Source organism: Thermodesulfomicrobium thermophilum DSM 16697 (assembly GCF_059568695.1).
In genome coordinates this window covers 1-21,893 of record NZ_JCANTW010000011.1, presented here as the reverse complement: position 1 = coordinate 21,893, position 21,893 = coordinate 1, and the positions used below count along the sequence as shown (strand labels likewise).

Genomic DNA, 21,893 nt, shown 5'->3' with positions numbered 1-21,893 from the left:
AAAGACGCCAAAGAGACATGACGATGCATATGCTTACGCCTTCCCACGACATCACCTTCCCTCAAATCCATCGCCACGAGATCTCCACGCTGCAAGTCAATATCGGCTACCGCTGCAACCAGGCGTGCGCCCACTGCCATGTGGATGCCGGACCGCACCGCACGGAAATGATGGACGCAGCCACCCTGGAACTGATCCCCAGGGTCCTTGCCGCCCGCGGCATCTCCATTTTGGATATCACCGGCGGCGCGCCAGAACTGCACCCAGGGTTCCGTGCCCTGGTGGAGGCCGCACGCCGGCTGGGGGTGCGCATCATCGACCGCTGTAATCTCTCGGTGCTCCTAGAGCCGGGAAACGAAGATCTGCCGGAATTTTTGGCGGCGCATACGGTGGAAATCGTCGCATCCCTGCCCTGCTACTGTGCAGAGAACGTCGATCAGCAGCGCGGAGAAGGCGCCTTTGCCAAAAGCATTGCCGCGCTCCAGCGGCTCAACGCCTTGGGGTACGGAGCGCCTGCATCAGGGCTCGTGCTCAATCTGGTGTACAACCCCGGCGGGCCAAGTCTTCCTCCGAACCAGGTGGATTTAGAGGCCGATTACCAGCGCGAGCTCAAAGAACGCTACGGCATCGTGTTCAACCACCTCTTTGCCCTGGCCAACATGCCCATCGGCCGCTTTGCCTCCCGGCTTGCCGCCCAAGGCGCCCTGGTCGACTATCTCTGCCTCCTCAAAGCAAATTTTCGTCCAGAAAACCTGGAAGCCCTCATGTGCCGGACGCTCGTAAGCGTGGACTGGCAAGGCTTCCTCTATGATTGCGACTTCAATCAGCAGCTCGGCATTCCCCTGGGCGGCAGCCCATCGCGCGTCCATCTCCGCGCCCTGCTGGACGACGACTGGAGAGGACGCGCCGTCGGTGTCGCGGAACATTGCTTCGGATGCACGGCAGGACAAGGCAGCAGTTGCGGCGGCGCCTTGCTGGAGGCAGCCCCATGACCCGAGGCAGATGGGCGATCCTCGTCCTGCTGGCCGCGGCGATCACCGCCTTCTTTGTCTTGGGCGGGCCCGATTTCTTGAGCCTGCAGCGCCTGCAGACCGAACTTGCCCAGTGGCAAGCGTGGCAGGCAGCGCATCCCGTACAGGCAACAGCGGCGTTCTTCCTCCTCTATGTGACGGTCACGGCACTCTCCGTGCCTGGGGCCACAGTGCTCACCCTGGCGGCGGGGGCCTTGTTTGGATTGTGGAAGGGCACGCTCATCGTCTCGTTTGCATCCAGCATCGGGGCGCTGGCCGCGTTCCTCACAGCGCGCTACCTGCTCCGGGAGGCGGTCCAACGCCGTTTTGCCGAACGCCTGGAAGTCATCGACGCAGGCATCGAGCGTGACGGGGCGCTCTACCTCTTCTCCCTGCGCATGGTGCCCATCTTCCCGTTCTTTCTCATCAACCTCGCCATGGGACTCACGGCCATACGCGCCTGGACCTTCTATTGGGTGAGCCAGCTGGGGATGCTCGCCGGGACCATGGTCTACGTCAACGCAGGCCGCCAGCTCGCCTCCTTGCAGAGCCTCTCCGGCATCCTCTCTCCTCCGCTTTGGGCGTCCTTTGCCCTTTTGGGGATCTTTCCATGGCTGGCCAAGACCGCCGTCACCTGGGTGCAACGCAAGCACCGCTACGCGCCATGGTCACGGCCCAAACGCTTCGACCGCAACCTCATCGTCATCGGCGGCGGGGCCGCCGGACTGGTGACCGCCTATATCGCCGCCGCCACCAAGGCCACGGTCACTCTCGTGGAGCGCCGGTCCATGGGCGGCGATTGCCTGAACCACGGGTGCGTGCCCAGCAAGGCCCTCATCGCGGCGGCCAACCTGGCGCACCGCATCCGCCACGCAGACCGGTTGGGCATTGCATGCCGTGAGCCCCGCATCCATTTCCCTACCGTGGTGGAGCACATCCGCACCGCCATTGAGCGCGTGGCCCCCCATGACAGCGTGGAACGCTACACCGCCCTGGGCGTGGACGTGCGTCTGGGCCATGCACGGCTTCTTGATCCGTGGACCGTGGAGATCACCGCCGCCGACGGCGCGCAGGAACGCCTCACCGCCCGCAGCATCGTGCTGGCCACCGGGGCAGAACCGCTCGTGCCCCCGCTGCCAGGTCTCGAGGAGACGGGATACCTCACCTCGGAAACCCTCTGGGATTTTCTCGCCCAATGTGCCGAGCCTCCCCGACGCCTCGTGGTGCTGGGCGGCGGCCCCATCGGCTGCGAGCTCTCCCAAGCCTTCGCCCGGCTGGGAAGCGATGTCACGCAGGTGGTCCGCAGCCGGCTGATGCCCCGCGAAGACGACGACGTAGCGGACTTCGTCCAAAAACGCTTGGAAGCCAACGGGGTCACAGTCCTTCTGGGACACACGTCGCTTCGCTGCGAAAAACGTGGTGACCGAAAGACGCTGGTGGTCCAAGGGCCTCCGGACAGCACGCCGCGCTCCATTCCTTTCGACGCGCTCCTCGTGGCCGTCGGCCGCACGGCGCGCCTTGAAGGCTACGGTCTCGAAACCTTGGGTATTCCCACCCATCGCACCATTGACACCAACGTCTATTTGGAGACCATCTATCCCAATATCTTTGCCGCAGGCGACGCCGCCGGCCCCTACCAATTCACCCACAGCGCCGGACATCAGGCGTGGTACGCGGCGGTCAACGCACTCTTTGGCACCATCAAGCGCTTTGCAGTGGACTTCTCCGTCATCCCCTGGGTCACCTTCGTGGACCCGGAGGTGGCGCGGGTGGGGATCAATGAACGTGAGGCCCGAAAGCAGGGCATTGCCTACGAAGTGACTCGGTACAGTCTGACAGAGCTCGACCGCGCCATCACCGAAGGCACCACGGAAGGCTTCCTCAAGGTACTCACCGTGCCCGGCAAGGACCGCATTCTTGGGGCCACCATCGTAAGCCCCCATGCCGGCGAGATGCTGGCGGAGTTCGTGCTCGCCATGAAGCACGGCCTGGGGCTCTCCAAAATTCTCGGCACCATCCACGCGTACCCCAGTTGGGTGGAGGCCAACAAAAATCTGGCCGGCCAGTGGAAGCTCGCCCATGCCCCAGAACGCCTTCTGGCCTGGGTGGAGCGCTATCACCAATGGATGCGAGGCTAGCCCATGCAGATCTCCATCATCGTGCCCATGCTCAATGAAGCACCCATCCTTCCCGGGCTGCTCTCCCACCTCTCGCAGTTTGTCCGGCAGGGAGCGGAAGTGCTCCTGGTGGATGGGGGAAGCGACGACACCAGCCTCCAGCTTGCACGCGCCGCCGGATTCGCCGCCCTTGGCGCCCCCCGGGGACGGGCGTCCCAGATGAACGCCGGGGCCATGCACGCCACCGGCGACGTGCTGCTTTTCCTCCACGCCGACACCCGGCTTCCGGCCACGGCGCTCCAGGATATCCGCCACGCCCTCGCCCGCGGCCGCCACGTCTGGGGGCGGTTCGACGTCACCATCCAAGGCCAAAGCCCGTGGTTTCCGCTCATCGCCCGCCTCATGAATCTCCGTTCACGCATCACCGGCATCGCCACCGGCGATCAAGGCATCTTCGTCACCCGTGAGGCATTCTTCCAGGTGGGATGCTACCCCAATCAGCCGCTCATGGAAGACATCGAACTCTCCATGCACCTGAAGCGCCTCTCGCCCCCGGCATGCCTCCGGGCGGCGGTCACGACATCGGGACGGCGATGGGAAACGCGGGGGGTCTGGCGCACCATCCTCCTCATGTGGACGCTGCGCCTGCGCTACTTCCTCGGTGCAAACCCCGAAGCCCTTGCCAAGGCCTACCGATGACACCGCGCCTGATCATCTTTGCCAAAGCCCCCCTGCCTGGACAGGCCAAGACACGACTCATCCCCGCCCTGGGTCCGGAAGGCGCCGCACACCTGGCGGCCCGTATGCTGCGGCGCGCCGTGCAGGCCGCCCTTGCGAGCTCCGTCGCCCCTGTGGAGCTGTGCGCCACTCCCGCGCCCGAGCACCCGGCTTGGCGGCAGGCCCTGCCTGCGGAACTTCGCCAGCAGCTTGCATGGAGCGACCAAGGGAGCGGTGACCTGGGAGCGCGGCTCTTGCGGGCAGCAGCCCGCATCCATGCGCAGGGGGAAGCGCCGATCCTGCTCGGCACCGATTGCCCGGCGCTGGATGCCGCCACCCTGCGCCGCGCAGCCCAGGAACTCGCCGGTCACGACGCCCTGATGATCCCCAGCACGGACGGCGGATACGTGCTCCTCGGCCTGCGGCGTTTCCACCCCCTGGTCTTTCGCCGCATCCCTTGGAGCACCGATGCGGTGGCCATGCGGACTCGACGGCGCATGGCCGCCTTGGGCTGGCGCTGGGCCGAATTCCCCGCGCTCCCCGATATCGACGAACCCAAAGATTTGTGTTGGATTCCACCTCATTGGCGCCTATCCGTCAGCGACCACGCATGTCGCTTCCCGCATTCCCATCAGCCTCAGGAGTCACTCCAGTATGCATGAATTCGTCCAAAACTACTACGGCAAGCACGTCCAACGGACTCAAGACCTCAAAACCCAAGCCTGCTGCGCTCCGAGCCAACTGCCCGAGTGGCTCAAGCCGCTTCTCACCCATATCCATCCCAAAGTTCTGGAGCGCTACTACGGCTGCGGTCTCACCTGCCCACCGCTTGTGGAGGGCTGCCGTGTGCTCGATCTCGGCTGCGGTGCGGGCCGCGACGTCTACCTCCTCGCCCAATTGGTGGGGCCCCAAGGCGAGGTCATTGGCGTGGACATGACGGATGAACAGCTGGCCGTGGCCGAAGCCCACCGCCATTGGCATGCCGAGCGCTTCGGTTTTGCCAACGTGCGCTTCCTCAAAGGCTACATTGAAAATCTGGACGATCTCGGCCTTGAGCCCGGCAGCTTCGATGTGATCGTCTCCAATTGCGTGGTCAACCTCTCTTGCGACAAGCCCGCAGTCCTTGCCGGGGTCAAACGCTTGCTCAAGGAAGGCGGCGAGTTCTATTTTTCCGACGTGTACGCCGACCGGCGCGTGCCGGAGTCCATCCGCACCGACCCCGTCCTCTACGGCGAATGCCTGGGCGGAGCCCTCTATTGGAACGACTTTCTCCGCATGGCCCAAGCCGCGGGCTTCCCGGACCCACGCCTGGTGGAAGATCGGCCGATCACCATCACGGAACCGGAGGTGGCGGCATGCGTGGGGGCGGCGGTCCGCTTCTTTTCCGCAACCTACCGCCTCTTCAATGTCCCGGGTCTGGAAAACGACTGCGAAGACTACGGCCAGGCCGTCGTCTACCACGGGACCATCCCCAACCATCCCGATGTGTTGGTCCTCGACAAGCACCACCATATCCCTACGGGCAAGGTCTTTCCCGTATGCGGCAATACCTGGCGTATCCTGCAGGCAAGCCGACTCGCGCCGCACTTCACCTTCATCGGCGATTTTACGCGCCACTACGGGATCTTTGCGGGCTGCGGCAAATCCATGCCCTTTACGGACCAGCGCACCGGCGAAGAACAGTGCGGCTGCTGCTAGGTGTTGTCCTCAAAGTGCATGCCCCAACAATGTGGCCGCGGGATCTCTCCCACGGCCACATTGCTATCAAAGGCGGCCACGGCGCCTCTGCCACGGACCAAGCATCCTCTATTGGGTCTTCACCCGCATCCAGCACTGCTCGTAGGCAGTGACCGCAGGACCCAAATCGGTTTCAAATTCGCCGCGGGAAAGGACCTCGTCCGAAGGATACACGATGGGGCTTTTTTGGATATCGGCATCCAAAAGCGCGCGTCCCGGGACATTGGGCGAAGAATAGGTAAACTCTTCGGCGATCCGCGCCGCCACGTCAGGCCGCAGGATGTAGTCCATAAAACGGTGGGCGGCGTCCACATTGCGTGCGTTCTTGGGAATGCACATGTTATCGATCCACAAGCTGTAGCCTTCTTGCGGGTAGACATACTCAATGGCGGGATTTTCCTGCGACGCAATATAGGCCTCGCCGTTCCAGAGCACCGCCACACTCACCTCGCCATTGAGCAAGGCCTGTTTGGGGGAATCAGAGTCGAAGACCCGCACATTGCGCACCAAGTCCGGGAGCATGGCGCATGCCTGCTCCACCACTGCAGTGTCGCGCTCATTGAGGGAGCGCCCCATACGCTTGAGGGCAAGGCCGATGACCCCACGCATATCGTTGGGCAACAGGAGCTTGCCCCGAAGTTCGGGTTTCCACAGGTCCGCGACACGGCGCACCTGCGCGGCTACAGGATCGCTGGTATTGATCGCAATAGCCGTTGATCCCCACATATAGGGAATACTGTAATCGTTTTCTGGATCGAAGGGCCGGCCCAAAAGGCGGGGATCGATATTTTTGAGGTTGGGCAGTTTCTGCTTGTCGATCTTTTGCAATAAACCTTCCCGAATCATCCGCGCCACATAATCCGTAGACGGTACGACAATGTCATAGCCCTTGGCGTCGAGCACCTTCACCTTGGCATACATGGCTTCGTTGCTGTCATAGGTGGACATGTGCACCTGAATACCAGTCTCTTTTTCAAAATCCTGCAAAATACTTTCCGGCATGTACTCGGACCAATTGTACACATACAGGTCTTCCGCCGCCATGGCAGAAGAATGCGCCAACACAAGGCACATTACGGCAATCCAGCGGTACATCATGAGTTCTCCTTGAAAAAACGGTGAGCGATGCCGACGGCAAGCGTCGTAACCCCAATCATGACCGTGCACAGGGCATTGATCTCAGGTTTGAAGCCCAGACGCACCATGGAATAGATACGTAGCGGCAGCACTTCGAAGGTGGGCCCTGTGGTAAAAAAGCTGATGACCACGTCATCCAGCGACAAGGTAAAGCTCAAAAACCATCCGGCGAGCACCGCTGGAGCCACCAAAGGCACCACCACATGGCGGAATACGGCAAAATCCCCGGCCCCCAAATCTCTGGCCGCCTCGATGAGATGGGGGTCGAAGCCGTGGAGTTTCCCCTGCACCACGATGGCGACAAAAGGCACGCACAGCGTCACATGCGCCAAAATCAATGTGCCGAACCCCAAAGGCAACCCTGCCAGTATAAAAAGCACCAGCAAGGAAATACCGATGACGATATCCGGCGACATCATCATGACAAACAAAGTCGCTCCAATTACCTTGCGGGAAGGAAAGCGCCAGCGAGTGAGCGCAAAAGCCATCATGGTTCCAAGCAGTGTAGAAATCGTTGCGCTTCCTATGGCAACCACAAGGGAATTCAACGCCGCGGTCATGAGGGCGCTGTTTTCCCAAAGTTTTGCATACCACTGCAAGGAAAACCCCTTCCAGGCCATGGAATAGCGAGAGGCATTGAAGGAATACACCACCATGACCGCCAGCGGAATGTACAAAAAGGCGAGCACCATGGACACATAGATGCGACGCAGCGTCTTCATGAGCTCACTTCTCCTTCATGGATGCGGTGCTGGCTCCACCAATAGACCAAAAGGAATACCACCATGATGCCAGTCAGAAGCGTACTGGCGGCCGCCCCCAGCGGCCATTGGCGCGTAAGCAAGAACTGATCGCGGATGAAGTTGCCCACCAGCATGGCCTTGGCCCCGCCGAGCACGTCCGCCACGTAGAACATGCCCAGCCCTGGCAAGAACACGAGCATACAGCCCGTGATGATACCCGGCAGCACCAAGGGGATCTTCACGTGCCACAGCACCCGCCACCGTCCGGCACCTAAATCCCGGGCCGCCTCCTCAAAGCGGGGGTCCAGGCGATCCAAAGCGGCGTACAGAGGAAGAATCATAAACGGCAACAAGGTATACACCAGCCCTGCCACCACCGCCCCGCTGGTATAGAGCAGTGTCAGCGGCGCATCCACGAGGCCCAAGGCCAAAAGCACCCGATTCACCAAGCCGTTGGCATTGAGGAGTACGGTCATGGCATAGGTGCGCACCAGCGAATTGGTCCAAAAAGGGATGACCACCAGAAGGAGCATAATCCGACGCACCGGGGGCGTCGCCCGGGCCATCGCCGAGGCAAAGGGATAGGCAAGGATCAGACAGCATACCGTCACTGCCGCGGACAGCCGCAAGGACGAAAAAAAGATCTGGGCATGAACGCCATCGAGCAAGGCCCCATAATTGGAGAACGTCCAGTCCAGGACCACGAAAGCGTCAGGGGTGGAGCGGCACACGCTGGTGCCCAATACCAGCATATTGGGCAAAAACCCAAAGACCGCCATCCACAGCACCGTGCCCGTGATGACCAGACGACGGAAGAGACCTTCACGACGCATGAGGGAGCACCGTTTCCCAGCCCTGTACCCAGGTGACCGCCACCCGGTCGCCGGCACGAAAATATACCGTCTCGTCGTCTTCGTTGAAAAACTCGGTGGCGGTAAGTACCGTGCCGCTGTCAAGGCGCAGCACCACATCGTAGGTGGCGCCTTTATACACCGTTTCTTCCACGACTCCCAAAAAGGCGGGCACCCGACCAAAGCTTTCCCGCAGCTCTGGATCTTCGTTCAAATCGCGCACGGTTTCCACGCGCAGATCTTCCGGCCGCAAGAGCACATGCACCTCATCCCCGACCGTCCACGTCGGCTGCGGCGTCCGCAGGGAAATGATCCGGCCCTCCACCCGCACCTGGGTGACTTCGCCCGAGCAAGCCACCACTTCCGCAGGCAGCACGTTGATCTCCCCCACGAACCGGGCCACAAAGAGATTGGCTGGGTTTTCATACACCGCTGTGGGCGTGTCCAATTGCTCCACCCGCCCCTGGTTCATGACCGCCACCCGGTCGGACATGGAAAAGGCCTCTTCCTGATCGTGGGTAACCAGGATGAAGGTGATACCCAAGGAGCGCTGCAAGTGCTTGAGCTCCAGTTGCATGCGCCGGCGCAGACGGTAGTCCAGGGCGGAAAGGGGCTCGTCGAGGAGAAGGACCACCGGCTTGTTCACTACGGCCCGGGCAATGGCCACCCGCTGCTGCTGGCCGCCTGAAAGTCGATCCACCATGCGCGCGGCGAACTCCTCCATATGCACCAATTGCAAGGCCTCCTCAACCCGGCGACGGATCTCGCGGGCGCCAACGCCCCGCATGCGCAGACCGAAGGCCACGTTGTCGAACACGTTCATGTGGGGAAAAAGGGCGTAGCTCTGAAATACCGTGTTGATGGCCCGACGCTCCGGCGGCACTCCGGTCATGGAACGGCCTTCAAGGAGGATCTCCCCTGCGCTCGGTGTCTCAAACCCGGCGAGCAAACGGAGCACCGTGGTCTTGCCGCATCCGGAAGGCCCAAGAAGTGTGAGGAATTCCCCTCGCTTCACAGCAAGACAGATGCCGTCCACGGCAAGAATATCTCCATAGCGCTTGCTCACTGCGCGCAACTCCAAAACGGTATCCGCCACTCTACCTCCAATATCTCAACGTGTTCATCGCTTTCAGAGAAAAAATCTGACCGCGCTTTTGCGCGCTTTGAAAACAAAAAAACGTAAAGTCAAGAAAAAAGAAAGACCTTCCCCATCAAAAAAGGCGGCCCGAAGACCGCCTTTTTTACTACAAACCATCTATATTTTACATCTTGCATGGAATCAATCGAGAAACACGTTCCTTGTATGCAAAATATTGCTCTCCAAATTTTTCTTCCAATTCCATTTCTTCTTCTTCAACATTTTGAAGAAACAAATATACCGCATACAAAATCCCTAAAATACCGATATTGGTATTGAGGATCAGACATAGTCCAGGCATGATACCCAAAAAATGCGCCACAGCGGCAGGATGACGCGTCCAGGCATACGGTCCGTCTTGCACCAGAAAGACGCCGCCTTCCGAGCGCTTGAGGGCTCGTTTGGCCCACATCAAGGCCGCCAACCCAAGCCCCAACCATACCAGCCCCCACAAGGCCGCCAGCATCAGGTACCGCGTGCCGAGGATACCGTTCTCCAGCACTGCACCAAGAATGATGATTCCATAGCCAGCAAGAAAAGGATGACGTTGCTGCATGGGACCTCCCACGATGTTGTTGTGGCGAAGGATTACCGGGTAAGCTGCCGATAGCGGATGCGCCGGGGGACGAGCAAGTCCTGACCGGTGCGGCGCTTGTAGTCTTTTTCATAGTCCGAATAATTGCCCTCAAACCACACGGCCTGGCTATCGCCCTCGAAGGCCAGGATGTGGGTGGCCACGCGGTCGAGGAACCAGCGGTCATGCGAGATGATAAGGGCGCAGCCGGCGTAGTGATCCAGGGCGTCTTCCAAGGCACGCAAGGTGTTGACGTCCAGGTCGTTGGTGGGCTCGTCCAACAGGAGCACATTGGCCTCGCGCTGGAGCATGAGGGCAAGGTACAGGCGGTTGCGCTCGCCGCCTGAAAGCACGGCCACCTGCTTTTGCTGCTCCGCGCCCGTAAAGCCGAACTTGGCCACGTACGCCCGGGAGTTGACGTCCCGCCCCCCCAGGGAAATCATGTCATAGCCGCCGGAGACGGCCTCCCAGACACTCTTTTTCCCGTCCAAATTCTGGCGCTCCTGATCCACGTACGCCAAGCGCACCGTGGGCCCCAAGCGAATTTTTCCGGCATCGGGCTCCTCCTGACCGGTAATCATGCGAAAAAGCGTGGTCTTGCCCGCGCCGTTGGGGCCGATGATGCCCACGATGGCGCCCGGCGGCACCGTGAAGGTGAGGTTTTCCACCAAGACGCGCTCCCCAAAGGACTTGCACACGTCTTTGGCTTCGATGACCACGTCTCCCAGGCGCGGCCCCGGCTGGATGAAGAGCTCCAACTCCCGCAGCCGCTCCTTGGTCTCCTGGGAAAGGAGCTTTTCGTACGCCGTGATGCGCGCCTTGCCTTTGGCCTGCCGCCCTTTGGGACTCATGCGGATCCACTCGAGTTCATGCTGCAGGGTGCGCCGCCGGGCGCTCATCTCCTTTTCTTCCTGGGCCAGACGCTGCTCTTTCTGTTCCAACCACGAGGAATAATTGCCTTTCCACGGGATGCCCATGCCGCGGTCCAGCTCCAGGATCCAGCCGGCCACGTTGTCCAAAAAGTAGCGGTCGTGGGTGACGGCGATGACCGTCCCCGGGTAGGTCTGCAGGTGGTGCTCCAGCCAGCTGACCGTCTCGGCATCCAGATGGTTGGTGGGCTCGTCCAAGAGCAGGATGTCGGGGCGCTGCAGGAGCAGCCGGCACAAGGCCACCCGCCGCTTCTCCCCTCCGGAGAGGACCGACACTGGGGTGTCCGGCTCCGGACAGCGCAGGGCGTCCATAGCCATCTCCAGTTTGGAGTCCAAATCCCAGGCATCCGCGGCGTCGAGCTTTTCCTGCACCTCGGCCTGGCGGGCGATGAGGGCGTCCATGTCCGCGTCCGGATCGGCAAAGGCGGCATTGATGGCCTCGAACTCCGCAAGCAAAGCCACGGTGTCGGCCACCGCCTCTTCCACCACCTGACGCACGGTCTTCTGGGGGTCGAGGGAGGGTTCCTGCTCCAGATAGCCGATGCTATAGCCGGGAGCGCGGACGATCTCTCCCTGGAAATTGGTATCCACGCCAGCCATGATGCGCAAAAGGGAACTCTTGCCGGATCCGTTGAGCCCCAAGACGCCAATTTTCGCGCCGTAGAAAAAAGAAAGGGAGATATCCTTGAGAACGGGTTTCTTGTCATAAAACTTGGAAACCCGAATCATGGAATAAATGATCTTATTCGGTTCATCAGCCATATTCACGCGCTCCTTACAGGGTTCCAAATCCTGGGATGGCGAGACGGCGCTCTATCCATTGCAAGGCCTTGCTCGCCACAGTCACCATAGCGAGATAGTACATCCCAGCGACCAAAAACACCTCGCTGAAACGAAAACTTTCGCTGGCAACGATCTTTGCCTGGCCGGTCAGCTCAAAACAGGTGACCACGTATGCCAGAGACGAATATTTAATCAGGTAGATGATCTCATTGCCGCATCCGGGCAATGCCTTGCGTACCGCCTGCGGGATGACGATCCACACCAAGGATTTCCATGTGGAAAAGCCCAGGGCCTGGGCCGCCAAGAGTTGGCCGCGACGCACCGCGCGCAGCCCTCCCCGCACGTATTCCGAATGGTAGGCGGCGCTGCACAGGGTGAAGCCGATCACAGCCGCAGCGTACGGACTCAAAGTAATGCCGAGGTTGGGGAGTCCAAAATAGAGCATGAAGAGTTGGATCACGAGCGGGGTGCCGCGAAAGACCGCTGCATACGCGGAAGCCAGGCGTCCCCACAGCGGACCGCCGTACACCCGCAGGCTGCCCACGACCACGCCGCCCAAAAGCCCCAAAAGCGCCGAAGGCACAATGAGCGAAATCGTGATCACGAGGCCTTGATTGAGGGCCGGGACCAGGCGGTGAAGAAAAAAATCCCATTCGTTCATCATACGTCCGTCCGCCCCATTGCCTCAGAGCCCTTCCGCCAATTGGGAGCAAAAATCCAAGGTGCGGGTCCCGGATCCTGGAGCGAGCAGCGCTGTGGGGCTATCCTGCTCGATGATACGGCCCGCCTCCATGAAGAGCACTTCGTCGGCCAGGGCCCGGGCAAAACCCATCTGATGCGTGGCCATGACCATGGTCATGCCCGCTTGAGCCAAAGCGCGAATCACGGCGAGCACTTCGGTCACCAACTCCGGGTCCAGCGCCGAGGTCGGCTCATCGAGGAGCATGACCTTGGGGTCCATGGCCAACGCGCGGGCGATGGACACTCGCTGCTTCTGGCCGCCGGAAAGCTCCGCAGGGTACAGGCGGGCCTTGTCCGCAAGCCCCACCCGCGCAAGCTCTTCCATGGCCCGCGCTTCGGCCTCGCGCCGCGACCAGCCGCGCACCTTGCGCAGGGCGATGGCCACGTTGTCCAGGGCGGTCAAATGATCGAACAGGTTGAAATCCTGGAAAATCATCCCCACCTGTTGCCGAAAGGCGTACAGCTCCCGCTTATTGCGCGGGTCGATGGTTCGGCCTTCAAGCTCAATGAACCCCGAGTCCGGGGTGAGCAGGAGGTTCATACATTGGAGCAAGGTACTCTTGCCGCCGCCAGACGGACCGATAAGGACCTTGGTCTGACCCTTGAAAAGATCCAAGTGGATGGAATCCAAGATCACCCGGCCGCCCAGGCGCTTGGAAATCCCCACCACCCGCATAAGGGGTGCCGTTTTCACGCTACTTCTCCATATCCTTTGATACGTACCCGCCGCTCCAGCCACCGCAGCCCCGACACGCCAGCCCAGGTCAAAAGAAAATACAAGACCGCCGCCATCGCATAGAGGGGCAAATGCTGGTACGTCCGTGTGGCCACAAAATGCGTGCGGGCCATGATTTCGCTCGTGCCGAGCACAAACGCCAAGGCCGAATCCTTCAGCAGGATGGAATACTCATTGGACCATCCCGGGATGGAAAGGCGCAAGGCCTGAGGCAAGATGATGGCTCTTACGGCCTGGCTTTCAGACATGCCCAGGGCCAGGGCCGCCTTGAACTGGCCTTGGGGGAGGGCCAAAATGGCCCCGCGAAAAATCTGCGACTGATACGCGCCACTGGTCATTCCCAGGACCAAAACGGTAGCGGCAAGGGCGCTCAAGTTGAGGCCGATCCAAGAAAACAGGCCGAAATAAAAAAGAAAGAGGAGCACAAGAATGGGAATGCCCCGAAAAAACCACACATACACAGAGGCGATACGCCCAAGTATGGCCGGACCATAGGTCTGGGCCACCGCCACGGGCACCCCGATGGCAAGCCCCAAAAACATGGCCCCCACCACAGCCACGGCAGTCACGCCTGCACCCTGTACGATAAAAGGGGCCGCCTCCCAAAGAACCGTCAACATTTCCTGCATACGGATGATTTCCGCAAAAAACGGGAAGGCTGCAGCCTTCCCGTTGGCGCGTCCTGTATTTTTCGATTTATTGATTCAAATGCTTGGAAATCAGCTCTTCCCAGTACGGATCCGCCTTGAGGAGCTCGAATCCTTTGTTGATCTTTTCCAAGAACTCCTGATCTTCCTTGCGCACGGCCACGCCGAACTCCTCCACCTCACCGAAGGTGCCGAGGATTTTCACGGGCTTCTTGCGCTCGGCATCCCGGGCCGGAGGGTAGTTCATGGCCGCCACGTCGATCCGGCCGTTGAGCAGATCTTCAATGGCCATGGGCGACGAATCATAGAGTTTGATGGTGAACTTCCAGCCCTGCTTGGCCTTTTCGTCCGCCATCCACTTGGCCTCGGAAGTCCCCGCCTGCATCCCCACGGTGAGCGGTTTGGCGTAGATTTCCTCAACGGTAAGCGGCGAATCCTTCTTGACCACGAAGACGTTCTTCACTTCCCAGTAGGGTTTGCTGAAGGCCACCTTCTCGGCCCGCTCCGGGGTGATGGTCATACCCGAACAGATGAGGTCGATCTTCTTGGCCAACAGGTTGGGGATGATGCCATCCCAATCCACGGGTACGTGCTTGACCTGAAACCCCATCTTTTTGGCGATCCAGTCCAAGGCATCCACGTCGAAGCCGCTGGGCTTGCCCGTTTTGTCCACATAGGCAAAGGGCGGATAGTTGGCGTCGATGCCATTGATGTACACCTTGTCCGCGGCGTGGGCCGCCCCCGCCGCCAGGAACAAGACCACAAGGAACCATACTATGCGCTGCATACAGCCTTCCTTAGATGAAGTTAGGGGTTAGGGGGACTCTACCAAACGCCCGCAACGAAAGCGGGCGCACAACACGTGGACAAGCGGAGGTTTCCCCGTATACGGAGCGCCATGAAATCGCAACCACCGGAGCCCCCCATGGAGCGCCAAACCCGTGCCTATCTCTTTGGTCTTGCCGCGGTACTGCTGTGGTCCACCGTGGCCTCGGCCTTCAAGCTCTCGCTGCGCCACCTCTCTGTGGACGCGCTGGTGGCCTGGGCGAGTCTTGTCTCCGCCCTTGCCTTGACCGCTCTTGCCGGCATACGCGGCGTCCCCATGCTTTCCGGCTGGAAGCAGTGGAAACCATCCCTCTTCCAAGGGGCCATCAACCCATTCCTCTACTACCTGGTGCTGCTGCGCGCCTATGACCTGCTCCCTGCCCAGGAAGCCCAGGCCATCAACTACACCTGGGCCATCACCATGACCTTCATGGCCATCTTTTGGCTCGGCCAGCGCGTGGGTTGGCGGCAGATGCTCGCGAGCCTCGTCTGCTACTTTGGGGTGGTCATCATCGCCACCCGCGGCGACCTCTTGGGACTCCACTTCCAAAGCCCCCTGGGCGTGGGGCTCGCGTTGGCAAGTACCCTCATTTGGGGGACGTCGTGGATCCTGGGGCTTCGCGACACGGCCGAACCCGTAGCACGACTGTGCGGCAACTTCATCTGCGGCGCGGTGTACGCCTTTGCCTGGCTTGGCCTGCGCGGCCAATGGGCGATCCCCTCCGCCGCCGGCATGCTCGGAGCCGCCTACGTGGGCTGCTTCGAGATGGGGATCACCTTCGCCTTGTGGAGCCACGCACTGCGCCTTTCCCGCACTGCGGCCCAGATCAACAACCTCATCTACCTTTCGCCACTTCTCTCGCTGTTCTGGATCGGCCACATCGTGGGCGAGACCATCCGCCCATCCACTCTGGCAGGACTGGCCTGCATCCTAGTGGGAACCGCCATCCAACGCCTCTCGGACCGCCATCTCAAAAGCACGGAGCAGCACGCATGAATCCCTTCCCAGAACTCTCCCCCATACTCCAGGCCCTGCTGGCGACCCTGTTTACCTGGTCCGTAACCGCCATTGGCGCTGCCATGGTCTTCTTTTTCAAGGAAATTCGCCGAAGCGTCCTCGACGCCATGCTCGGGTTCGCCGCAGGGGTCATGATTGCGGCAAGCTTCTGGTCTTTGCTTGCCCCATCCATCGAGCTCGCCGAAGCCATGGGACAAGTGGCCTGGGTGCCGGCAAGCATAGGCTTCCTTACCGGCGGACTGTTTCTTTTCGCCGTGGACCGCTTCATGCCGCACCTGCACCTCGGCTTTCCCCGCAGCGAGGCCGAAGGCGTGGCCACCAGTTGGCATCGCAGTGTGCTCTTGGTCTTGGCCATCACGCTCCACAACATCCCCGAAGGGCTGGCCGTGGGCGTGGCCTTTGGCGCCGTGGCCGCAGGCATCCCCTCGGCGGATCTCGCCGGGGCCGTAGCCCTGGCCGTGGGTATTGGGCTACAGAACTTCCCCGAAGGCGCGGCCGTGTCCATCCCCCTGCGGCGCGAAGGCTTCTCCCGTTGGAAAAGCTTCGTCTACGGCCAGGCCTCGGGCATCGTGGAGCCCATAGCAGGCGTGATAGGCGCGGCAGCGGTGCTCGCCATGCGCCCCATCCTCCCCTATGCCCTGGCCTTTGCCGCGGGTGCGATGATCTACGTGGTGGTGGAAGAACTCATCCCTGAATCCCAGCTGGCGAAAAACACTGATCTGGCGACCCTGGGCTGCCTTGTCGGCTTCACGGTGATGATGGTTCTCGACGTAGCCCTGGGATGAGACGGATTTTTTTGTCCCCCTTGACGCCGCTCCGCGTCCCTGGCAAATGGAAGTCAGTCTTTCCCTCAATTTCAATGTAAGGAGTTCACTATGACCAACATGGATTATCCAGGCCCGTGCATGTCGTGTGATGCCATCTCCGGTTGCGCGAACGAAGCCACCCGCAAAGCAACAGTGCAGACGTACTGCAAAGGCATCGAACGTGAATTAGACGCATGGAAAGCCTCCCTTTACGATGTCATGGCGAAATTCGTCGCCATGGATGGTAAAGATCAAGCGGCCATCAAAGACAGTATCATGGAAATCAAATCCATTGTGGCGACTATTGAAGACAAGGCCAAACAGCTGGAAGCAGAATGTCCTCTCGACGTCAGTCCGGCGGAAAAGGAAATCGGCGACAAACTCAACCAATTGCGCGTGCACTACACGAAGGCCATGAGTGTTCTCGGCGCCGGGAGCTTCGGCGGCTAACCTCCCATATCTGTAAATTTCGAGGTGGTGCCCGCCCTTGTGGTGGGCACCGTTTTTTTTTGGGCGATATCCTGTGCTCCATCCGCAAATGGCTCGTTGAGGATATTTTCCCAAACGAGCTCCATTTTTCCCATTCTTTTGGATTGTTTTCCTATCGACATCCACGACGCGCCTCGGCCATAGATAATCTATGAATTTCCTGCGACGTATCCCAACGACGAGAGCGTACTGCAGGATCGATCCGCAACCGTACTACTTTACACCAAGGAGCGTTTCTCATGCCCGAATGGCCGAAAAACAACGACGTACTCGGCACCGTGAACCGTGGAAATCCTGCGGAATCCGGCTTGTGCACCCTGTGCCGCTGTGACTGCGCTGGCAAGTGCGAGACCTGGATGTCCTGCCTCAAAGGCCGCCACATGCTCTACCCCAGGGATTTCGGATATGTCACCGCCGGAGCGGACAACACCACCCATGTGGGCGTCAATTACAACGCCCTGCGCATTCAAGGGTACAATTACGGCGCCGCAGGGCTTGCCTCGAACACCAACGCCAATCCCGACAATTGCCTCTTCACCAACGTCAGCCTGGAAACCTCCTTTGGCCGCAGCAAGCCCGTCCGCTGCCGCATACCGCTGATGACCGGGGCCTTGGGCTCCACCTTCATTGCCGCCAAGTACTGGGAATCTTTTGCTACAGGCTGTGCGCTTGTGGGCATCCCCATCGTGGTGGGCGAAAATGTGGTGGGCGTAGACCGGCAGTCCATCCTGGATGGCGGCAAAATCACGGTATCTCCGGAAATGGACCGGCGCATCGAGATCTACAAGCGCTACTACGACGGCTACGGAGCCATCATCGTGCAACTCAACGTCGAAGACGCCCGCAACGGAGTAGCCGAGTACATCATCCAAAAGTACGGTGACGACGTCTGCATTGAACTCAAATGGGGCCAAGGGGCCAAAAACATCGGTGGCGAAATCGAGGTCAAGAGCCTGGATTACGCCCTGTTCCTCAAGCAGCGCGGCTACCTGGTGGATCCGGATCCCGAGCTTCCCGAAGTCCAGGCCGCCTTTCAGGCGGGCGGCATCAAGGGCTTTGCCCGCCATAGCCGCCTCGGCTACACGGATCTTCCGTCGGTGGAGGCGGTGCGGCAAAACTTCATGGAGACCGTGGACTACCTGCGCAAGCTCGGCTTTGCCCGTATCTCCCTCAAGACGGGTTCCTACGGCATGGAAGCCCTCGCCATGGCCATCAAATACGCCACGGAGGCCGAACTGGATCTCCTCACCATCGACGGCTCCGGCGGCGGCACGGGCATGAGCCCCTGGAACATGATGCAGACATGGGGCATACCTTCCATCCTCCTCCACTCCAAAGCCTACGAGTATGCCGGTCTGCTCGCTTCCCGCGGCAAACGGGTGGTAGACATGTCGTTTGCCGGCGGCTTTGCCCGCGAAGATCATATCTTCAAAGCCCTGGCCTTGGGGGCGCCGTACGTCAAACTGGTGTGCATGGGCCGCGCGCTCATGATTCCGGGCTTCCTTGGCGCCAATATCGAGGGGGTACTCAAACCGGAACGCCGCGAGGCCGTCAACGGCAGTTGGAACACCCTCCCAAAAACGGTACGCGAAATTGGCGAAACTCCGGAAGAAATCTTTGCGGGCTACGAATCGCTCAAGACGAAGATTGGAGCCCAAGCCATGCGCGAAGTACCTTTTGGCGCCATCGCTGCGTGGACTCTGGCCGACAAACTTGGGGCCGGGCTGCAACAACTCCTAGCAGGAGCACGGAAGTTCTCGGTGACCCAGATTGCACGGGAAGACCTGGCTGCAGCCAACCGCGAGACCGCCCGCGAGACCGGGTTGCCATTCATCACCGAGGTGCTCGACGAGAGCGCCCGCAGAATTCTCCTCGCCTAAGTATCACTGGGGGCCCCTCCGGGGGCCCTCTCGCCTTTTTTTCCGCTACAGGCTATACTTCTTCTAATGAATTCCCCAAGCTTCCCCCATGACCAATGGCAGGCCGTGCTCGATGAACGCCTGCATATCGAACGCGCCCTGCGCGAGCGCATCAAGGAACTGCGCTGTCTCTACGGTATTACCCGGCTCGCCCAAGAACGCGACAAGCCCTTGCCCGAACTCTTGGCCCGCATTGCCGATCTCATCTGCGCCTCGTGGCAGTATCCAGAGATCACGTGTGCCCGCATCCGCCTCGGCACCCATGACTGCGCGACGGCCAACTACGCCCCCTCCCTGTGGCAGCAAAAAACCCCCATCCGCATCCGTGACGAGGTCGTGGGCGAAGTGGAGGTGGGATACCTGGAAGCACGGCCGGAGTGTGATGAAGGCCCTTTTCTCGCTGAAGAACGCAGTCTTATTGATGCCGTGGCGGAACTTGTGGCCCGCATCATCGAGCAGCGATGGACCGATGAACTCATGCAGGCCCTTTCCCGCGAGCTCATCATGGCCCAGGAAAACGAGCGGCAGCGCATCGCCCGTGAACTCCATGACCACTTAGCGCAAGAGCTCGCCCAGGCCGTAAATGACCTCCGCCGCCTAGCGCATTCTCTTCCCGACCCAAATGCCGTACAATGCGTCCAGGCCACCCTGGAAACCGCCATTGCCTCAATTCGCGACCTGGCCTACGGACTGCTTCCTCCGGCCCTTTCGGAATTAGGGCTGGCCCAAGCCCTGGCTTCCTTGTGTGAAGAGATGAGTATTCGCAGCGGCATCCCCATCCACTTTGCTGCCGACGGCATGGCCAACATCACCCTGCCCTTCGACACCCAAATCAACCTCTACCGTCTCACTCAAGAGGCCTTGACCAATATTCGAAAGCACGCCCGCGCCACGGCAGCCTCGGTACGCCTCGTGGGTGCCTACCCATCACTTTTGGTGCGCATCGAAGATAACGGCCAAGGCATGGACGTGGAGAGCCGCATGTCTCAAGCTGCCCGAGAACGGCGCATGGGGCTGTGGAGTATGCAAGAGCGCGCACGCCTCCTCGGGGGTTCTCTGACTCTGCGCTCCAAACCCGGTGCAGGTACGCGCATCGTGGTTGAAGTCCCGCTGCCAGGAGCAGCAGCATGATCCGCGCCATCGTCGTGGATGACCATCCCGTGTTCCGCTTGGGGCTTCGCGCCCAACTGGCCCAGCTCCCCCAATGCCAAGTGGTGGGAGAGGCCCACACCGTGGCCGAGGCCCTCCAACTGATCAAAAGGCACGACCTCAATCTGGCTCTTGTGGACATCACGCTCCCCGACGGTTCGGGCCTGGATCTTACCCGAGAAATCAAACGGTTGCGTCCCGATGCCGCAGTACTCATCATCAGCATGCACAACCACATCGATCTCGTGGCCGCCGCTTTTCAGGCCGGAGCCTCAGGCTACATGTCCAAGGAAAGCGGCGGAACAGGCATCCTGCAGGCAGTGGAAAAAGTCCTCTCCGGCAGCCAATACCTCGACGGCACCCTCTCGCCCGCCATCCTCGGAGCTATCCAAGCCAAAAACCGACGCCAGCACGCCACCAGTGCCGAAGCCTACAATTCCCTCTCCTTGCGGGAGCAGCAGATCATGCGCCTTCTCGCCCAAGGGCTCAGCCCAGAAGAAATCGCCTCCAAGCTCTACATCTCCAAGAAAACGGTGCTCAACCACCGCTATTCCATCATGCAAAAGCTCGGAACACCTACGCCCCTGGCGTTCATGCGTTACGCCGCCCGCTTGGGAATTATTGATCTCGAGGACGAAGACTAGTTCGCAATTTATCGCAGCGGGGTGTCTTCCTGTTCTCCACTCTCCTGCACCGCGGCGAGGACTGCCGCCAAGGAACGCTGGAGCAGCGCCACTTGGCCGGTCAAATCCCGCAGTTGCCGCGCTTGCTCCAGGACCACGACGTTGAGGTCATCCAAAGTTTTCTGCAAGTACCCCACATGCATCTCAAGATTTTCCAAACGCCCCTCCATGACATCCTCCTTGACCTGGTGAATCCTCGCTTCTAGGGGGAAGCGCGATATTTTTTACCCCCGGAGGCCATAATGACCGACCCCGCACCCCTGTTTACCGATGCCGCCCTGGACGCCATCTTTCCGCCTGAACGGACCCATGCCTTTTTCGACGCCCTCTACGGCGATGCGGAAGACGGAGCCTACGACATCCGCCTTCGGTTTCACAAGGCTGAAGGCAATACCTGGCAGTTTTTCTTCCACCTCCTCCAGCGGCCGGGCAAGTGTTTGGCCTGCAACCTCACCTACGGATTGCCGCAAGTTTTTATCCGGCATCCCGTCATCGCCTTACCTCGCCTGGTAGAGGACCTCTGCGCCCATGCCGGAGTGCGTCCGACCTCCTGGAACCTTGGCTCTACCCAGGAAATTTCCCGCTCCCTGCATCGTATTCCACTCACCATCCACGTGCAGACGACCTCATAAGGCAAAATCCCCCCATACAAGGCCCCAGACACCACGTCCCGTACCACGCGGAGCCCCCCAAAACATCCCCTGCTGAGGCATCGCTCCTGCTTCCGCAGGGGGCACGCCGATATTGAGGCATTTCCCTAAAACATCCTTTCGTGTCCACAGCACGCATGCGCCTCGCCTGCTTTTGACTTGCACCCCCTTACCGCCTATAGACCCAAATAAAGAAAACTTTGATCAGGTCGCCTTCCCATTGAGGTCGCTATGCTCCGCAAGAAACTGCCCATCGGCATCCAGACCTTCTCCGAGATCCGGCGCGAAGGCTACTATTACGTGGACAAGACGCCCTTTGTGGCTGCGCTCGCGGCAAGCGGCAAATATTATTTCCTCTCCCGGCCGCGGCGCTTCGGTAAAAGCCTCTTTCTCGACACCTTGGCCGAGGCCTTTGCCGGCAACCGCGCACTCTTCACCGGCCTCTACCTGGAAGACCATTGGGATTGGGAGAAGCGCCACCCAGTGATCCGCGT

General features: G+C 60.4%; 24 protein-coding genes. 13 read left to right on the top strand and 11 right to left on the bottom strand.

The annotated features are described in order from the left end of the window. The first annotated feature begins 23 nt into the window (after positions 1 to 23). Genes arsS through BR00_RS01390 form a run of 5 tightly spaced genes read left to right on the top strand, consistent with a single transcriptional unit; the run spans position 24 to position 5,542 of the window. Entirely contained in the window at positions 24 to 992 is a 969-nt protein-coding gene (arsS, locus tag BR00_RS01410; protein ID WP_496475830.1) for an arsenosugar biosynthesis radical SAM (seleno)protein ArsS, read from the top strand. Further along, positions 989 to 3,148, top strand: a complete 2,160-nt coding sequence (locus BR00_RS01405) for a dihydrolipoyl dehydrogenase family protein (protein ID WP_496475829.1) — start codon at positions 989 to 991, stop codon at positions 3,146 to 3,148. The genes arsS and BR00_RS01405 overlap by 4 nt, the downstream gene beginning before the upstream one ends. Before the next feature lie 3 nt (positions 3,149 to 3,151). After that, complete coding sequence (locus tag BR00_RS01400; protein WP_496475828.1) at positions 3,152 to 3,826, top strand: TIGR04283 family arsenosugar biosynthesis glycosyltransferase; 675 nt, start codon at positions 3,152 to 3,154, stop codon at positions 3,824 to 3,826. Beyond that, positions 3,823 to 4,506 (top strand): TIGR04282 family arsenosugar biosynthesis glycosyltransferase, encoded by a 684-nt coding sequence (locus BR00_RS01395; RefSeq protein WP_496475827.1) that lies wholly within the window; start codon positions 3,823 to 3,825, stop codon positions 4,504 to 4,506. The genes BR00_RS01400 and BR00_RS01395 overlap by 4 nt, the downstream gene beginning before the upstream one ends. Continuing rightward, entirely contained in the window at positions 4,499 to 5,542 is a 1,044-nt protein-coding gene (locus BR00_RS01390; protein ID WP_496475826.1) for a methyltransferase domain-containing protein, read from the top strand. Before BR00_RS01395 ends, BR00_RS01390 begins: the two co-directional genes overlap by 8 nt. A 108-nt stretch (positions 5,543 to 5,650) precedes the next feature. Here BR00_RS01390 and BR00_RS01385 read toward each other — a convergent pair whose 3' ends face one another. The 10 genes from BR00_RS01385 to BR00_RS01340 form a co-directional block, all read right to left on the bottom strand. Then, positions 5,651 to 6,679 (bottom strand): extracellular solute-binding protein, encoded by a 1,029-nt coding sequence (locus tag BR00_RS01385; RefSeq protein ID WP_496475825.1) that lies wholly within the window; start codon positions 6,677 to 6,679, stop codon positions 5,651 to 5,653. After that, complete coding sequence (gene potC / locus BR00_RS01380) at positions 6,676 to 7,440, bottom strand: spermidine/putrescine ABC transporter permease PotC (RefSeq protein ID WP_496475824.1); 765 nt, start codon at positions 7,438 to 7,440, stop codon at positions 6,676 to 6,678. Before potC ends, BR00_RS01385 begins: the two co-directional genes overlap by 4 nt. Then, positions 7,437 to 8,294, bottom strand: coding sequence for an ABC transporter permease subunit (locus BR00_RS01375; RefSeq protein WP_496475823.1), 858 nt, complete (start codon positions 8,292 to 8,294; stop codon positions 7,437 to 7,439). The genes potC and BR00_RS01375 overlap by 4 nt, the downstream gene beginning before the upstream one ends. Beyond that, positions 8,284 to 9,408: a spermidine/putrescine ABC transporter ATP-binding protein PotA gene (potA, locus tag BR00_RS01370; RefSeq protein WP_496475822.1), complete on the bottom strand. Its 1,125-nt coding sequence runs from the start codon at positions 9,406 to 9,408 to the stop codon at positions 8,284 to 8,286. Before potA ends, BR00_RS01375 begins: the two co-directional genes overlap by 11 nt. 166 nt (positions 9,409 to 9,574) lie before the next feature. Beyond that, positions 9,575 to 10,006: a methyltransferase family protein gene (locus BR00_RS01365; RefSeq protein WP_496475821.1), complete on the bottom strand. Its 432-nt coding sequence runs from the start codon at positions 10,004 to 10,006 to the stop codon at positions 9,575 to 9,577. A 32-nt stretch (positions 10,007 to 10,038) separates the two neighbouring features. Next, positions 10,039 to 11,715: an energy-dependent translational throttle protein EttA gene (gene ettA / locus BR00_RS01360; protein ID WP_496475820.1), complete on the bottom strand. Its 1,677-nt coding sequence runs from the start codon at positions 11,713 to 11,715 to the stop codon at positions 10,039 to 10,041. A 13-nt stretch (positions 11,716 to 11,728) separates the two neighbouring features. After that, entirely contained in the window at positions 11,729 to 12,397 is a 669-nt protein-coding gene (locus BR00_RS01355; RefSeq protein ID WP_496476232.1) for an amino acid ABC transporter permease, read from the bottom strand. 24 nt (positions 12,398 to 12,421) lie between these two features. Then, on the bottom strand, positions 12,422 to 13,153 hold the full coding sequence (locus BR00_RS01350; RefSeq protein WP_496476231.1) for an amino acid ABC transporter ATP-binding protein: 732 nt from the start codon (positions 13,151 to 13,153) through the stop codon (positions 12,422 to 12,424). Between the two features lie 14 nt (positions 13,154 to 13,167). Next, positions 13,168 to 13,842 (bottom strand): amino acid ABC transporter permease, encoded by a 675-nt coding sequence (locus tag BR00_RS01345; RefSeq protein ID WP_496475819.1) that lies wholly within the window; start codon positions 13,840 to 13,842, stop codon positions 13,168 to 13,170. Between the two features lie 67 nt (positions 13,843 to 13,909). Then, a complete protein-coding gene (locus BR00_RS01340) occupies positions 13,910 to 14,647 on the bottom strand; it encodes an ABC transporter substrate-binding protein (protein WP_496475818.1) in 738 nt (245 codons plus the stop codon). Between the two features lie 138 nt (positions 14,648 to 14,785). Here BR00_RS01340 and BR00_RS01335 point away from each other — a divergent pair, with 138 nt between their 5' ends. The 6 genes from BR00_RS01335 to BR00_RS01310 all read left to right on the top strand — a co-directional run bounded on the left by BR00_RS01335 (position 14,786) and on the right by BR00_RS01310 (position 20,710). Beyond that, the gene (locus BR00_RS01335; protein ID WP_496475817.1) at positions 14,786 to 15,682 is read left to right on the top strand and encodes a DMT family transporter; all 897 of its coding nucleotides are present in this window, start codon (positions 14,786 to 14,788) and stop codon (positions 15,680 to 15,682) included. After that, positions 15,679 to 16,488, top strand: a complete 810-nt coding sequence (locus BR00_RS01330; protein ID WP_496475816.1) for a ZIP family metal transporter — start codon at positions 15,679 to 15,681, stop codon at positions 16,486 to 16,488. The genes BR00_RS01335 and BR00_RS01330 overlap by 4 nt, the downstream gene beginning before the upstream one ends. Before the next feature lie 90 nt (positions 16,489 to 16,578). Then, positions 16,579 to 16,959: a hypothetical protein gene (locus BR00_RS01325; protein ID WP_496475815.1), complete on the top strand. Its 381-nt coding sequence runs from the start codon at positions 16,579 to 16,581 to the stop codon at positions 16,957 to 16,959. 278 nt (positions 16,960 to 17,237) lie between these two features. Next, positions 17,238 to 18,878 carry a glutamate synthase-related protein gene (locus tag BR00_RS01320; RefSeq protein WP_496475814.1) on the top strand — a complete coding sequence of 547 codons (1,641 nt, stop codon included), beginning with the start codon at positions 17,238 to 17,240 and terminating at the stop codon, positions 18,876 to 18,878. Between the two features lie 66 nt (positions 18,879 to 18,944). Beyond that, complete coding sequence (locus BR00_RS01315) at positions 18,945 to 20,048, top strand: sensor histidine kinase (RefSeq protein ID WP_496475813.1); 1,104 nt, start codon at positions 18,945 to 18,947, stop codon at positions 20,046 to 20,048. Continuing rightward, entirely contained in the window at positions 20,045 to 20,710 is a 666-nt protein-coding gene (locus BR00_RS01310) for a response regulator transcription factor (RefSeq protein ID WP_496475812.1), read from the top strand. Before BR00_RS01315 ends, BR00_RS01310 begins: the two co-directional genes overlap by 4 nt. 8 nt (positions 20,711 to 20,718) lie before the next feature. On the opposite strand, the gene BR00_RS01305 is transcribed toward BR00_RS01310, so the two are convergent. After that, complete coding sequence (locus BR00_RS01305; RefSeq protein WP_496475811.1) at positions 20,719 to 20,919, bottom strand: SlyX family protein; 201 nt, start codon at positions 20,917 to 20,919, stop codon at positions 20,719 to 20,721. Between the two features lie 72 nt (positions 20,920 to 20,991). On the opposite strand from BR00_RS01305, the gene BR00_RS01300 reads away from it, so the two are divergent. Both BR00_RS01300 and BR00_RS01295 read left to right on the top strand, forming a co-directional pair. Beyond that, positions 20,992 to 21,381 carry a pancreas/duodenum homeobox protein 1 gene (locus BR00_RS01300; protein WP_496475810.1) on the top strand — a complete coding sequence of 130 codons (390 nt, stop codon included), beginning with the start codon at positions 20,992 to 20,994 and terminating at the stop codon, positions 21,379 to 21,381. 249 nt (positions 21,382 to 21,630) lie between these two features. After that, positions 21,631 to 21,893 (top strand): AAA family ATPase (locus tag BR00_RS01295; protein ID WP_496475809.1); only part of this gene is annotated, 263 nt, incomplete at its 3' end.

Excerpts from the sequence above, each read along its gene's own strand:
- arsS (WP_496475830.1), top strand. The coding sequence starts at position 24 with ATGCATATGCTTACGCCTTCCCACGACATCACCTTCCCTCAAATCCAT.
- BR00_RS01405 (WP_496475829.1), top strand. The coding sequence starts at position 989 with ATGACCCGAGGCAGATGGGCGATCCTCGTCCTGCTGGCCGCGGCGATC.
- BR00_RS01400 (WP_496475828.1), top strand. The coding sequence starts at position 3,152 with ATGCAGATCTCCATCATCGTGCCCATGCTCAATGAAGCACCCATCCTT.
- BR00_RS01395 (WP_496475827.1), top strand. The coding sequence starts at position 3,823 with ATGACACCGCGCCTGATCATCTTTGCCAAAGCCCCCCTGCCTGGACAG.
- BR00_RS01390 (WP_496475826.1), top strand. The coding sequence starts at position 4,499 with ATGCATGAATTCGTCCAAAACTACTACGGCAAGCACGTCCAACGGACT.
- BR00_RS01385 (WP_496475825.1), bottom strand. The coding sequence starts at position 6,679 with ATGATGTACCGCTGGATTGCCGTAATGTGCCTTGTGTTGGCGCATTCT.
- potC (WP_496475824.1), bottom strand. The coding sequence starts at position 7,440 with ATGAAGACGCTGCGTCGCATCTATGTGTCCATGGTGCTCGCCTTTTTG.
- BR00_RS01375 (WP_496475823.1), bottom strand. The coding sequence starts at position 8,294 with ATGCGTCGTGAAGGTCTCTTCCGTCGTCTGGTCATCACGGGCACGGTG.
- BR00_RS01365 (WP_496475821.1), bottom strand. The coding sequence starts at position 10,006 with ATGCAGCAACGTCATCCTTTTCTTGCTGGCTATGGAATCATCATTCTT.
- ettA (WP_496475820.1), bottom strand. The coding sequence starts at position 11,715 with ATGGCTGATGAACCGAATAAGATCATTTATTCCATGATTCGGGTTTCC.
- BR00_RS01355 (WP_496476232.1), bottom strand. The coding sequence starts at position 12,397 with ATGAACGAATGGGATTTTTTTCTTCACCGCCTGGTCCCGGCCCTCAAT.
- BR00_RS01350 (WP_496476231.1), bottom strand. The coding sequence starts at position 13,153 with ATGCGGGTGGTGGGGATTTCCAAGCGCCTGGGCGGCCGGGTGATCTTG.
- BR00_RS01345 (WP_496475819.1), bottom strand. The coding sequence starts at position 13,842 with ATGCAGGAAATGTTGACGGTTCTTTGGGAGGCGGCCCCTTTTATCGTA.
- BR00_RS01340 (WP_496475818.1), bottom strand. The coding sequence starts at position 14,647 with ATGCAGCGCATAGTATGGTTCCTTGTGGTCTTGTTCCTGGCGGCGGGG.
- BR00_RS01335 (WP_496475817.1), top strand. The coding sequence starts at position 14,786 with ATGGAGCGCCAAACCCGTGCCTATCTCTTTGGTCTTGCCGCGGTACTG.
- BR00_RS01330 (WP_496475816.1), top strand. The coding sequence starts at position 15,679 with ATGAATCCCTTCCCAGAACTCTCCCCCATACTCCAGGCCCTGCTGGCG.
- BR00_RS01325 (WP_496475815.1), top strand. The coding sequence starts at position 16,579 with ATGACCAACATGGATTATCCAGGCCCGTGCATGTCGTGTGATGCCATC.
- BR00_RS01320 (WP_496475814.1), top strand. The coding sequence starts at position 17,238 with ATGCCCGAATGGCCGAAAAACAACGACGTACTCGGCACCGTGAACCGT.
- BR00_RS01315 (WP_496475813.1), top strand. The coding sequence starts at position 18,945 with ATGAATTCCCCAAGCTTCCCCCATGACCAATGGCAGGCCGTGCTCGAT.
- BR00_RS01310 (WP_496475812.1), top strand. The coding sequence starts at position 20,045 with ATGATCCGCGCCATCGTCGTGGATGACCATCCCGTGTTCCGCTTGGGG.
- BR00_RS01305 (WP_496475811.1), bottom strand. The coding sequence starts at position 20,919 with ATGGAGGGGCGTTTGGAAAATCTTGAGATGCATGTGGGGTACTTGCAG.
- BR00_RS01300 (WP_496475810.1), top strand. The coding sequence starts at position 20,992 with ATGACCGACCCCGCACCCCTGTTTACCGATGCCGCCCTGGACGCCATC.